Consider the following 12,461-nt stretch of genomic DNA (forward strand, 5'->3'; position numbering starts at 1 on the left):
GTACCCGCTCCGCGGGTACCACATCGCTGCGCGATGTGCAAGCGGGGCGGTCGCTGCGCTCCCGCTGGCCCGTGCTGCGCACGGGCCCATCCCTCCGCTGCGCTCCGGGATGGAGTGGGGCCGGCCGCTGCGCGCCCGGCGGGCCGCGCGGTGCGCGGCCGGGCCGACCGGGTGGGCAGGTGCGGCTAGTAGGGCCTCCAGTGCGGGAGTTGGGGGAGCGCGGAGCGCTCCCGGCGGGTCCGCTGCGCTCCCCCGCCTGACGGCCCTTCCGGCTGCGCCTCCAGAACCGTTGGGGCCCGCTGACGCGGGCCGGGCTGGCTACGAGGGGGTGGGTCGCTCGTTCGGGTAGGTTCCAGTGTACCGCGTGCATCAGGCAGATGCAGCATGTACCGTTGGCGGAAACACAGGACACCCCCCAACGGCCCGGGGCCCTCCCTCAATTCCGAGAGGAACGACCGCAGATGACCGGTCATCAGGAATCGATCGGACCCGATCCCGCGTTGAGCAGCGATTCTGTGCGTCGGGCGACGCAGTACCAGACGGTGGGCGTGAACGCCCGGTTGAGGCTGTTCGCGCTCCTGGAGGCGCAGGGCGTGGCCGCCAGTAAGGCGGACGACCTGGTGGCCGCGCTGGAGGCCCGGGGCGGTCGCCGGGGCGCAGTGCCAGGTGGTGGAGCTGGACGGGATGGCGCAGGCCTCTCGGGGCGAGCTGTTCGAGGACGGCTGGGACGAGGGCGTCAGGACCGTGAGCGAGGCCCTGGTGGGCATCGCGGACCGGGAGTGGTCCCGGCGTGGCAGCCGGTCGGCGGGGGCCGCTGAGCTGGCCGTACATATCGCGGACGTGCGGCAGCGTGAGCGGGCTGACCTGGTGCGGCTGGAGAGGTTCGTGCGGGAGGCCGTGCTGCTGGGCACCCACCCGCACACCACGGCGCGGCGCCGGGTGCTGGAGGCGCTGGGTGAGGCCGGCGGTCTGTGCACCGCGCGGACGCGGAACGCGGACGGGGACGTCATCGTGTGCACGCTCGCTGCCGGGCACTACGACCCGGACGACAAGCCGCCTTTCAAGGACGGGAAGCCGGGCGGCTGGCATAAGGCGGATGCGTCGATCTGGAACGACCTCGGTGCGGCCTGCATTCCGCACGCGGCCATCTGACAGACCACGGGAATTCAGGCTTAGGGGAGGCATGGAAATGTCAGCGATTCAACTCAAGGAACACCAGGTAGATCAGCGCTCCGCGTTTCGTAGGTGGGTGGGATTCCCTGCAAGGTCATCCGTGCCCCCGCAGGGTGCCCGTGCCACGATCGTGTCAGCGACCGGGTCGGGCAAGACGATCACGGCGGCCGCGTGCGCGCTGGAGAGCTTCGCGGACGGGCGGATCCTCGTCACCGTCCCGACCCTGGACCTGCTCGCGCAGACCGCCCAGGCGTGGCGCGCGGTGGGCCACCGGGCCCCGATGGTCGCGGTGTGCTCGCTGGAGAACGACCCGGTGCTGAACTCGCTGAGGGTGCGCACCACGACCAACCCGATCCAGCTGGCCCTGTGGGCCGGGCACGGGCCGGTCGTCGTGTTCGCCACGTACGCCTCTCTCGTGGACCGTGAGGACGTGGACGCTCCCGAGGGCCAGCGGAAGGTTCGCGGGCCGCTGGAGGCCGCTCTGGCGGGCGGGGAGCGGCTCTACGGGCAGCGCATGGACGGCTTCGACCTCGCCATCGTGGACGAGGCCCACGGAACCGCCGGTGATCTTGGCCGTCCGTGGGCGGCGATCCACGACAACCAGCGGATCCCGGCCGCCTTCCGGCTCTACCTCACCGCGACCCCGCGCATCCTCGCCGCGCCCCGGCCCCAGAAGGGCGCGGACGGCCAGGAGGTGGAGCTCGCGACCATGGCCGACGACCCGAACGGGACCTACGGCGCGTGGATCGCAGAGCTCGGTCTGAGCGAGGCGATCGAGCGCGAAATCCTCGCCGGGTTCGAGATCGACGTCCTGGAGATCCGCGACCCCTCCCCCGTCCTCGGAGAGTCCGAGGAAGCCCGGCGCGGCCGGCGTCTGGCGCTGCTGCAGACCGCGCTCCTGGAGCACGCCGCCGCGTACAACCTGCGCACCGTCATGACGTTCCACCAGAAGGTGGAGGAGGCCGCGGCGTTCGCGGAGAAGCTGCCGGAGACCGCGGCCGCGCTCTACACCCGCGACGCCACCGACGAGGACCTGGCCGCCGCGGACAAGCTGCCCGCGTCGTCGATCGACGCGGAGTTCTACGAGCTGGAGGCCGGCCGCCACGTACCCCCGGACCGGGTGTGGTCGGCGTGGCTGTGCGGCGACCACCTCGTGTCCGAGCGGCGTGAGGTGCTGCGCCAGTTCGCCAACGGCATCGACGCGGCCGGGCGCCGCGTGCACCGCGCCTTCCTCGCCAGCGTCCGCGTGCTCGGGGAAGGCGTGGACATCACCGGCGAGCGGGGCGTGGAGGCCGTCTGCTTCGCGGACACCCGCGGCTCCCAGGTCGAGATCGTGCAGAACATCGGCCGGGCGCTGCGGCTCAACAAGGACGGCTCCACGAAGGTCGCCAGGATCATCGTGCCGGTCTTCCTGGCGCCCGGCGAGGACCCCACCGACATGGTCGCCAGCGCCTCGTTCCGCCCCCTTGTGGCGGTCCTCCAAGGCCTGCGCTCGCACGATGAGCGCCTGGTCGAGCAGCTGGCCTCCCGGGCGCTTACGAGCGGCAAGCGCAAGGTCCACGTCCGGCGCGACGAAGACGGGCGGATCGTCGGGGCCGGCGGGGAGGGCGACGGCGAGGACCAGGAGGACGACGACACGCAGGCCGCCGCCGAAGCGGCCCTGCTGCACTTCTCCAGCCCGCGCGACGCCGCCACGATCGCGGCGTTCCTGCGCACCCGGGTGTACCGGCCGGAGTCCCTGGTGTGGCTGGAGGGCTACCAGGCCCTGCTGCGGTGGCGGAAGAAGAACGACATCACCAGCCTCTACGCCGTCCCGTACGACGTCGAGGTCGAAGTGGGGGCGACGAAGGCGTTTCCACTTGGCCGATGGGTGCACCAGCAGCGCAAAGCGCTGCGGGCCGGGGAGCTGGAGGACCGGCGCAAGACGCTGCTGGACGCCCCGGAGGCCGGGATGGTGTGGGAACCGGGCGAGGAAGCCTGGGAGGACAAACTCGCCACGCTCAGGTCCTACCGACGGGCCACCGGGCACCTCGCGCCCCGGCAGGACGCCGTCTGGGGCGAGGGCGAGGCAATGGTGCCCATCGGGCAGCACATGGCCAACCTGCGCCGGAAGGGCGGCCTGGGCAAGGATCCGAAGCGGGCGGCGGAGCGCGCGCAGCAGCTGGCGGCGATCGACCCGGACTGGAACTGCCCCTGGCCACTCGACTGGCAACGCCACTACCGGATCCTGGCCGACCTCGTCGACGCCGACGGCCACCTGCCCGACATCGCACCCGGCGTGCTCATGGACGGCGACGACATCGGACGGTGGCTCCAGCGGCAGAAGCAGCCGGGCACCTGGGCCCAGCTGTCCAAGGAGCAGCAGGAGCGGCTGACCAAGCTGGGCGTGCAACCAGATCAAACGCCCGCTCCCGCCGCGGCAGCCGCGCACGCGACGAAGGGGTCGAGCAGGACGCAGCAGGCATTCCAGCACGGCCTGGCAGCCCTAGCGCAGTGGGTGGAGCGGGAAGGCGCGGACCGGCCCGTGCCGAGGGGGCACAGTGAGCAGATCGCCTTCGATGGCGAGGCGGAGCCGGTGACGGTGAAGCTGGGTGTGTGGATTTCGAACACGAAATCCAGGAGGGACCGGCTGGACGCCGACCAGCTCGCCGCCCTCGCGGGGGTCGGGACTACGTGGTGGTGAGGCTGCATATACGAGGAGGTTTCGACATCAAGCGGAAGCCGATACTCAGAGCGGTGTTTGGACGTTGTGCATCTCGTAGACAGCCACTGTGTAAGGAGACCGGATGTCCGAGCAGATTGTGCATGTGACCGACGCGTCGTTCGAGTCAGACGTGCTCAAGTCAGATCGTCCCGTACTGCTGGACTTCTGGGCGGAGTGGTGTGGGCCGTGCAAGATGATCGCGCCGCTCCTCGACGAGGTGGCCAGGGACTACGGGGACAGGCTCCAGGTTGCAAAGATTGACGTGGACCAGAACCCGTCTACGCCGGCGAAGTTCTCCGTTCGAGGCATCCCTACCCTGATCCTTTTTGCAGACGGCGTTGTGAAGCAAACGAAGGTCGGTGCCTTGTCGAAAGCCCAGATCACCATGCTTATCGACAGCCATATCTGACCGGTACAGGTCACGCATCCGGTGGCCCTTGATGTGTCCGCCTGCGTCGCAGTTGTCCAACTTCCCTGGCAATCGGTCCGTGTTCAGTGTCAACGGGCAAACGGGACAGCAGATGTTCACGATTTCGGGAGGCACCGGGGGACGCCAGTGCTCGAATGCAGACCCAGGACGGGAAGCCCTGCGCTCGCCAAGGCCGGTCGTCGCCCGGCTCACCTGGTGCGAGCCCAAGGTGGCCGGCGCCCGGAGACACGACAGCGTCGCACCGCACCGGGCGCGAGCGGTACGACGCCGCGATGCGGGGCCCTACCTGCGGAAGTGCTCCTCGAAGTGCCGGCCGAACTCCTCGTCGTCCGGCAGTTCGCCATCAGGGGTGATCGCGTCGGCGGCCGCAGGCAGCTCGCGGGCGAGCTGATCCGCGTACTCCTGCACGGACATCCCGGCGTCTGCGGCATCCTCCGCCACGTCGTCCGGGTCCAGCACCTCCAGCAGCTGTGCACCGGTGATCGGCAGGTTCTCGATCTCTGCGCTGACCCATGAGCCGACCTCGTCGGCGAGCCCGTTCTCCGCCAGGAACACCAGCAGCGCGCCCATCTCCTCCGCGCTGACCTGCTCCGCCCGCCTCCGTCGTCATTTCTTCGCTCCCTGGGTGACCGCGCCCGCCGCCGTTCCCCCGGGGGCGAATGCCAGATTTGCGCACTTCTTCAGGATGTCGCGGAGGTGGTTGCCACCGGGCTTCTCCTTCGCCCCGTGCTTGCGGGCGGCACTCGCTACCCCGCGTCGTCCTCGACTCGCTATAACGCCTTTCCCGTGATCACACACTAGTAACTACGTTTTGTATTCATGAGCCCACATAGAGTGAGACATGTCGTATCGAGAGGGCGCACACCGGACCGCGTCGCCGCGGACCGGTGCAGCTTGGGTCTGGTGCGGTTCGTGCCGTGCGGCTTGAAGGCTCGCCTTCACCGTTTGCCTACTGGGGGCAGGTGGCGGAGATGGTGTAGTCGACGACGTCGTGGAGGCTTGCGCGCTTTCTGTAAGCGGCGCGCTGGCGGTCGGCTCCGGTTCCCTGGGCGCGCAGACGCTGCCATTGCTCGCGGATGTGGTCGATGTCGTTGTGCCTGTGCAGTGCTGGGGTGATGGTGTGCAGAAGTGTTTCGACGAGTGTGGTGTGGGCGACGAGGCGGCCGGTGAGTGGGTCAATGCCGGTGCCGGTCAGTCCGTCGCGTGCTGCGCGCCAGCAGGCTGCGCGCAGGATTTCCGGTGCCGGGCGTGGGGCTGGTTCTTTGGTGTGGATGTGCTCGAGGGCGTTGGCGGTCAGGGCGCGGACGACAGCGGTGAGTGTGAGGGTGTCGTCGGGGGTGAGGGCGGCGTCGGCAACGCGGATTTCGATGGTGGGCAGGTGGTGGGAGGGGCGGATGTCCCAGTACAGGCCGCCGCGGTCGATAAGTGCTTCGGTGTTGATGAGGGTGTGGACGAGGTCGTCGAAGTGGGCGGGTGATTCGAAGTAGGGGGGTGGGCCGGCGACGGGCCAGCGCCCCCAGGTGGTGGTGCGCCAGCTCGCGTACCCGGTGTCATGCCCGTCTTTGAAGGGGGAGTTGGCGCTGAGGGCGATCAGGGCGGGCAGCCAGGGCCGTAGGTGGTTGCTGACGTGTACGGCGTCGGCGGGGTCTGGCAGGCCGACGTGGATATGGCAGGCACACGCGCTCTGCTCGTCGTCCAAGGCGCGGAAGTGGGCCGCGCTGCGGGCGTAGCGGGCGCCGGGTGTGATCGGGACCGGGGTGGCCTGGCCGAGTACGGGGGTACCGGTCGAGGCGAGGCGCACGCCCAGGCGGGCGGCGGCGCGGGCGGCTGCCGTCCTGGTGGAAAGGATCTGTTCGGCGGCTTCCTTCAGGCAGGTGTGCGGATCGGTGCGCAGTTCGATCTGATACTGGGTCAGTTCGGTGCCGGCCCGGTCGCCGAGGTCGCCGGCGGCCTCGCGCGCCACCTCGGGCCCTTGGGGGCTGAGATGGCGGGTGAGAGGATCGACCAGGAGGAGTTCCTCCTCGACGCCCACGCTCAGCGGTGCCGAGATGCTGCTGGATCCGAAAGTGCGGGCAGGCGCGAGAACGTCTGCCGCAACTGTCTCGCCGCAAGGTTCACTGCTCATAGTGATGGCACTGTGCCAGAAAGTATCCACCCGGCATACATGACCGCCGGGTAGCGAGAGCGGGAAACACCTCAGAGGCCCTGTCCGATCATGCGGGCTGCGGGCTGCGGGCTGCGGGCTGCGGGCTGCGGGCTGCGGGCTGCGGGCTGCGGGCTGCGGGCTGCGGGAGGAGCGTCTCGCTTCTCTGCCCGTCACCATTGCACGTACCGCTGTCGATACCTGTCGGCCAGACCCTGACCTGCCGGATCACGCAGGGAAAGGGCCGTTTCAGGTGGCTCGCTCTTGCCTTCGGCGGCCGGTTCTCCGCAGTGTGCCGATAGATCCTGGCCGGCGGACCGTTCGATGGATGACGGCCCCCCGTGGCCGTATCGGACGGGGGCCGACGAACGCGAAGAGCGCCACGGTAACGGCAGACGATGCGCGCTTTACGCCATGTTTCAGGCCTTATGCGTGTCATGCCTGACTAGGTAGGAGCGGCTGGTCAGGGTGGGCCGTGTCGATGGCGCGCCCCTGCTCGGGTGCAAAAGGAAGGACACGTCCAGATGGCCGGTATCCAGCAGGCGGAGCGGATCGAGCGGCTGAAGGCGCTGCTGGTGGGTGAGAGCACGAGCCGGCGGGCGGGCGCGGCGCTGGCGTCTGCTCCCAGCGGGTCGAAGAACCTGCTGCTGGCGGTGATGCTGCACGGTGCGAACCGGCTGCGGGAGGGCCGGGAGCTGACCGATCTGGAGCAGGTCCTGGTGGACGCGCTGAAGACGGTGATCGACACCGAGGAGATCAAAGCGTGGGGCCAGGCGTACCGGCAGACGGTGACGACGGCTTTTCCCTGGAAGCTGATCGTGCCCCTGACGATCACTTCGCGGCCTTCTGCCTGGGGGTACTCCATGGCCGACTTGCGGTGGCGGCTGCCGAAGCTGGCGCAGGAGGCATGGGAGGCGCCGAATGTGTCGCTGCTGTCCTTGGAGGATCTGGCTACCGGTCGCATCGAGGAGGATGAGGCGTTCGTCGAGGCGATGCGGGAGACCGGTTTCGCCGTCACCGGCGTCGCCCGCTACCCCGGTTCCACCTCCGCCGCCCTCTCCTCACAGGAGTCTCCTGCCGGACAGGGTCGGACGGCGGCGCTGCAGCCGTGGCGGGTGAAGCTGGAGATGGACAGCTTCTACGTCGAGCGCGCGGTCGGGGACCAGGGCGGGGGCAGGGACGAGATCTACTTCGCCGCCTCCTCCGGGGTAGGGGGCGGGGTGGGGGACACGTTCGTCTCCGAGGAGTTCGGCGCCGTCAAGGAAGGCCAGACCCGCACCTTCTCCAGTAACCGCAAGGTGTTCCTGGACCAGATGTGCTCCAGCGGCACGGTCCTGACCAGCGTCCAGGTCTGGGAGGCGGACCAGTCCAACTCCGAGTGGTACGACAAACTCCAGCTCGCGCTGGAAACCACTGTGGAGAAGGTCGACGAGTACGTCGAGAGCAACCCCATGAACAACCTGGTGCCGGTGCCCGACACCGTGGCCATCGGCTGGGAGATCGCCAAGATCTTCATCGCTCTGATGGACACCCTGCGCAACCACGACGACCTGTCCTGCTCGCGCACCTTCATCCTGACCCGCCAGGACATGGCCGTCCTCGCCCAGCGGCCAGAGCTGGAGTGGAACTTCAACGGCGACGGCCACCACAAGCTCCGCGTCCGCTACACCGGCCAGCGCCCCGCCTACCCCACCGGCAGCCTCTACTGTGTCTCCCGCACCCAGGGCAGCAACCGCGAAGACGCCGGAGAGTGGAGCCTGCCCCTGCCACTGGAATGGACCTCACGGACTGCCCCCCGCCTGGCTGTCCACGACAACAAACTCCACGTCATCTTCGCCGACGGACACATGAAGTCCAGCTACTACGACGGCACCGCATGGTCCGCTCCCTCGGCCACAAGCGTCCCCACCGACCAGCCGCCGGCACCGGTGCCCTACCGGCGTGCACTGCACTGCTACGCAACCGACCCCAGCTGGGGCAACCTGCGGTGGAACTGGTGGTCCGACGGCTGGTCGAACTGGTACGTGATGGAGGAGATGGACACCGCGGCAGGGCCGGCCGCGGTCAACCACGACAATAGGCGCTGGATCGCCCGCAGCGCCTTCAAGAGCGGCAACGAACTGATCCTGTCCGACGAAGACCCGGATGTCATCAACGGGTTCAACCACCACCGGACGCTGGCCACATCCTCCAGCGCCTTCGGCACACCCTCGATCGCCTACGGCCTGGACCGCATGTGGATCAGCGTCCTGCAGGACCGCAACCAGATGCACACCTACTGGAGCGCCAAGGGACAAGACCCCGCCAAGGCATCATGGAACTCCGCACAGGGCCCGCACGGCACGAGCAACAACAGTCCCGTCCTGCACTACGACGGCCACACCCTGTGGTGCGCCCACACCGACACCAACGGCAAGCCCTACCTCAGCCGGCGCGTCAACGAAACCAGCACCTCACCCGGCACCTGGAGCACCCCCGTCCCCATCGCAGACGGCACCACCGTCCTCGACACCCCCGGCATCGCCGTCTACCAGGGACGCCTGTATGCCTTCTACCACGCTTAAGCAGACAGCCGGCCCAGGTGAGGACACCAGGAGGCTGCGGGCCGGCACGTTCTGCCAACCTCGTCATCCCCGGGCGGACGCGGCGGACGGCAGCCGTGCGCATGCCACTCGCCGGGCCTTCGCCGGCCGCCCGCAGTACACCTGCGCAAGTGAAGCTGCGCCATCTGCTCGCGTCGGCGGCTGCATCCGTGTCCCTAGCGACCGGACACGAGCGCGGCCGCACCCCTGGCGACAACGGTCCCTCCTTGGCCCGGGTAAGGGCGTCGGCCCGGATTTCATATCGTCGGCGGGACCCTTTCCGCGCTTTCACCGCGCCCGGTCGGCCCGGCGTCCCCCGCCGCGGTTCCACGCCTCCCTACGGTCAGTACGGCAAGACCAGCGACCACAAGGAGAGTCATTCCACGATGAGCACGATCACCCTGTACGGCGCCACCGGAACCATCGGCACGCGTGTACTGGACGAGGCGCTGCGCCGCGGCCACACGGTGACCGCAGTGGTCCGCGACCCGGCAAAGCTGGGCATTCAGGATCCGGCGCTGAGTGTGGTGACCGGTGACGTCCTGGACACAGCCTCGGTGGCCGAACACGGCAGGGGCGCGGATGTGGTGGTCAGCGCGGTCGGCGGCGGTGACGGGCCGGGCCACCAGGCGCTGATCAAGCCGTCCGTCGAGTCCCTGGTCACCGCTCTGCGCACCCTGGAGGGGCCGGTGCCGCGGCTGGTCGCGGTGGGCGGCGCGGGCTCGCTGCGCACGCCGGACGGCAAGCAGGTGTGGGACGCCGAAGGCCTGCCGGAGTTCCTGCTGCAGATCATGCACGCCCACGGCGACGCGCTGGACTACCTGCGCACCGTCACCGACATCCCCTGGACCAGCATCTCCCCCGCCACCACCATCGCCCCCGGTAAGCGCACCGGCACCTACCGCGAAGGCCTGGAAGACCTGATCACCGACACGGACGGGCAGAGCCGGATCTCCGCCGAGGACTACGCCGTAGCACTCGTGGACGAGATCGAAAACCCCAAGCACACCGGCGAACGCTTCACCGTCGCCTACTGACACCCCCACCCCAGCGCCCAAAACCCCGGACCTGGCCCCTGGGTGCCCGGCGCACTGCCCGGCCCTCGCCGGGCGGCAGCCCTTCCACAGGCACCTCTGATCGGCCGCGCAGCGGGCGCGTGGTGAACCTGATACCGGTCAGCCGGGAGTGTGGTGAGCAATGGGGGTGGCGACGGACGACTGGACGAGGCCCGTGAACGGGTGGTCGTTGCGGACAATCCCGGTTCCGGTGATGGCGTCGATGGCCTTCCGGATGCTTTGCCTACCGAAAGATGATTACTGTGAGGGATGCATTGATAGCTCTAGGTGATGGAGGCGTGATGGGTGACGTCAGCAAGCCCGAGATCTTGTGGGCACAGCGAAGCAGTGCCTCGGACCCGGCGAAGAACATCCTGTACGTGACCGTCGATCTGCGCGATATCCAGGAAGGCACGCTCGTCTGCAAGCTGACGCCCACGTCACTGCACTTCAGCGCCACCGCCGGCACGGGCGACACAGCGGCCGACTACGCGGCCGACCTCGACTTCTACGCGGAGATCGACCCGCAGAAGTCCTCCCAGCGACTCACCTCGCGCTCTCTTTCCCTCGTCTTGCGCAAGAGCGAGACCAAGGAGGAGTACTGGCCCCGCCTGACGAAGGACAGGGCATTTCACGTCAAGACCGACTTCGACAAGTGGGTGGACCAGGACGAGCAGGACGGGCGGAACGACGCCTCCGCCGACGACTTCGGCATGATGAACGACATGGGCGGCTTGGGAAGCATGACCGAGGCGGACATCGAGGAGATGCGCAGAAAGTAGGTCCTCCCTGAGAGCGGCGAGGACGACGGTCTGCCCGCCGTGCGCACAGCCGTCTGCAAGCCCGCCGCCCCGGCGTGCCCCCGGGAGTGATGACCGTGCGTTCATCACTCCCGGACGCACCAAGGCTGCCCGAAAGCCTCCGGCGGGACCGGATAGGTGCGCCGCGAAGGGGCAGGGAGTGCCACGCGGGCGGGGCAGGGGACCGGGCCGTCACCGTGCCGGCGCTACGCGCGGCGTGTGCCTGAAGGGCCCGGACGGCCGGACGCCGCCGCTGCCCCGCGCCGTCGGCCGGCTCCGGGACCAGGCCAAAGCGTAAACGGCGATCCTCCCAGGCCACAGGCTCAAGAGGGCCGTGGCATACCCGCAGGCATCCGGTCCAGGTGCCGGCCGACGACCGCCGGGCATGCGAACCCCAGGCCGCCGCCGTCAGCCCAGCGGCTGGCACGTAGGAGCGCCAGGGGCCGGTACGCGGCGAGGCAGTGCCGGGCGACTTTTGGCCTGCCCCCAGCGTCCCGTCTCCGAACCAGAAATGGACGCCGGTCGCGGCGGCGGGCGTGACCGCCCAGGTGGTGCGCGGTTCACAGCCCCCGGGGCATCAGGGAAGCGGGCGTGTCGGGGATCAGGCGGGAGACTCGCTGCGCGGCGACCTGATGGTGCCGACCGCGGAGGACGTCGTGACGGCGACCGCCCCGCTGCCCGCCCGGATCTGGTGGCTGCCGCTGGCCGGTCTGGTCGTCGCGATCGCCCTGCTGCTGTCCGCTCTCCCGGGTCGGCGCCTTCGTGGAGGGTGCGGGCTTCCTGCCGCACCTGTCCGGGCGGGAGAACCTGGAGCTGTACTGGCGGGCCACCGGCCGCCCGGCCGAGGACGCCCACCTGGACGAGGCGCTGGAGATCGCGGGCCTGGGCGACGCCCTGCAGCGCGCGGTGCGCACCGGGGCGCCCGGCCGGATCGCGTGGCCGAAGACCCGGATCTCGCCCTCGTCGGGCCGGATCAGGCCCATCAGCATCCGCAGCGTGGGGGCGTTCTTTTTGCGTGCAGCTCACACAAGCCCGGCAGCCGGCTCCCAAAGGGGCCGGGCGCGTCCGGTCCCGTCGCAGTGGAAGCAGCGGCCGCCTTCCCGGGATGCTGCGGGCACCGATGGTGCCGGTGGCGTGCCGGAAGAGCCGGGTGAGTCCGGCGATGTGTGCCGTGTGGAGCGTGAGGTCCTGGCGTGTGCTGAGGGTGAGCTTCCAGGGCGACGCCGGGGCCGGTGAAGTGTGTGTGGGCAGGTCCTCGGTCATCGCGCGGAGCGTGTCGTTCACCTCGCGCATCGTCTCCGCGCCGGTCAGCTGCATGCGGGCCGTGAGGATGGTGTCGGCGGCCGCGCGAAACGACACAGCAGTGCGACCGGGCGGGCAAGTAGTCCGACCCGGCCCACGGGGTCGAGATGGGTGTGCTGGAGCCGGACCATGGCCTGCCACAGGCCGCCCGGCAGATCCTGGGGTGCGGTCTCTTTTCGGTTGCGTCTCATGCGACTTGTGTAGAGCCTGCGGTGGGCTGGCGCCCTGGGATGGGCCCGTCCGTCCCGCCCGGTGATGCGGTGACTTCGGGA

At 69.4% G+C, this 12,461-nt stretch carries 8 protein-coding genes and 1 pseudogene; 7 read left to right on the forward strand and 2 right to left on the reverse strand.

Annotated features, from left to right (window positions below; all coding sequences use genetic code 11):
* Positions 1-684 precede the first annotated feature (684 nt).
* From ACWD3O_RS27910 to trxA, 3 genes are all read left to right on the forward strand, one after another.
* Positions 685-1,152 carry a hypothetical protein gene (locus ACWD3O_RS27910; RefSeq protein ID WP_451417786.1) on the forward strand — a complete coding sequence of 156 codons (468 nt, stop codon included), beginning with the start codon at positions 685-687 and terminating at the stop codon, positions 1,150-1,152.
* A 37-nt stretch (positions 1,153-1,189) separates the two neighbouring features.
* Positions 1,190-3,856 carry a Helicase associated domain protein gene (locus ACWD3O_RS27915; RefSeq protein ID WP_451417787.1) on the forward strand — a complete coding sequence of 889 codons (2,667 nt, stop codon included), beginning with the start codon at positions 1,190-1,192 and terminating at the stop codon, positions 3,854-3,856.
* Positions 3,857-3,959: 103 nt separating this feature from the next.
* A complete protein-coding gene (gene trxA / locus ACWD3O_RS27920; RefSeq protein WP_451417788.1) occupies positions 3,960-4,286 on the forward strand; it encodes a thioredoxin TrxA in 327 nt (108 codons plus the stop codon).
* Between the two features lie 303 nt (positions 4,287-4,589).
* Here trxA and ACWD3O_RS27925 read toward each other — a convergent pair whose 3' ends face one another.
* Positions 4,590-4,877 (reverse strand): YidB family protein, encoded by a 288-nt coding sequence (locus ACWD3O_RS27925; protein WP_451417789.1) that lies wholly within the window; start codon positions 4,875-4,877, stop codon positions 4,590-4,592.
* A 379-nt stretch (positions 4,878-5,256) separates the two neighbouring features.
* Entirely contained in the window at positions 5,257-6,432 is a 1,176-nt protein-coding gene (locus ACWD3O_RS27930; RefSeq protein WP_451417790.1) for a carboxylate-amine ligase, read from the reverse strand.
* 542 nt (positions 6,433-6,974) lie between these two features.
* Here ACWD3O_RS27930 and ACWD3O_RS27935 point away from each other — a divergent pair.
* The 4 genes and pseudogenes from ACWD3O_RS27935 to ACWD3O_RS27950 form a co-directional block, all read left to right on the forward strand.
* The gene (locus ACWD3O_RS27935) at positions 6,975-9,014 is read left to right on the forward strand and encodes a hypothetical protein (protein WP_451417791.1); all 2,040 of its coding nucleotides are present in this window, start codon (positions 6,975-6,977) and stop codon (positions 9,012-9,014) included.
* Between the two features lie 404 nt (positions 9,015-9,418).
* Positions 9,419-10,069: an NAD(P)-dependent oxidoreductase gene (locus ACWD3O_RS27940; RefSeq protein ID WP_451417792.1), complete on the forward strand. Its 651-nt coding sequence runs from the start codon at positions 9,419-9,421 to the stop codon at positions 10,067-10,069.
* A gap of 320 nt (positions 10,070-10,389) precedes the next feature.
* Positions 10,390-10,869, forward strand: a complete 480-nt coding sequence (locus tag ACWD3O_RS27945; protein ID WP_451417793.1) for a p23/wos2 family protein — start codon at positions 10,390-10,392, stop codon at positions 10,867-10,869.
* Positions 10,870-11,628: 759 nt separating this feature from the next.
* A pseudogene (locus tag ACWD3O_RS27950) lies at positions 11,629-11,814 on the forward strand (ABC transporter ATP-binding protein); the annotation flags it as partial.
* Positions 11,815-12,461: the final 647 nt, after the last annotated feature.

It is taken from the genome of Streptomyces sp. NPDC002640, from assembly GCF_053592575.1.

What these genes read in the sequence shown, in the direction of transcription:
- ACWD3O_RS27935 (WP_451417791.1), top strand. Translation starts at nt 6,975, where the DNA reads ATGGCCGGTATCCAGCAGGCGGAGCGGATCGAGCGGCTGAAGGCGCTG.
- ACWD3O_RS27945 (WP_451417793.1), top strand. Translation starts at nt 10,390, where the DNA reads ATGGGTGACGTCAGCAAGCCCGAGATCTTGTGGGCACAGCGAAGCAGT.
- ACWD3O_RS27915 (WP_451417787.1), top strand. Translation starts at nt 1,190, where the DNA reads ATGTCAGCGATTCAACTCAAGGAACACCAGGTAGATCAGCGCTCCGCG.
- ACWD3O_RS27925 (WP_451417789.1), bottom strand. Translation starts at nt 4,877, where the DNA reads ATGGGCGCGCTGCTGGTGTTCCTGGCGGAGAACGGGCTCGCCGACGAG.
- ACWD3O_RS27940 (WP_451417792.1), top strand. Translation starts at nt 9,419, where the DNA reads ATGAGCACGATCACCCTGTACGGCGCCACCGGAACCATCGGCACGCGT.
- trxA (WP_451417788.1), top strand. Translation starts at nt 3,960, where the DNA reads ATGTCCGAGCAGATTGTGCATGTGACCGACGCGTCGTTCGAGTCAGAC.
- ACWD3O_RS27910 (WP_451417786.1), top strand. Translation starts at nt 685, where the DNA reads ATGGCGCAGGCCTCTCGGGGCGAGCTGTTCGAGGACGGCTGGGACGAG.
- ACWD3O_RS27930 (WP_451417790.1), bottom strand. Translation starts at nt 6,432, where the DNA reads ATGAGCAGTGAACCTTGCGGCGAGACAGTTGCGGCAGACGTTCTCGCG.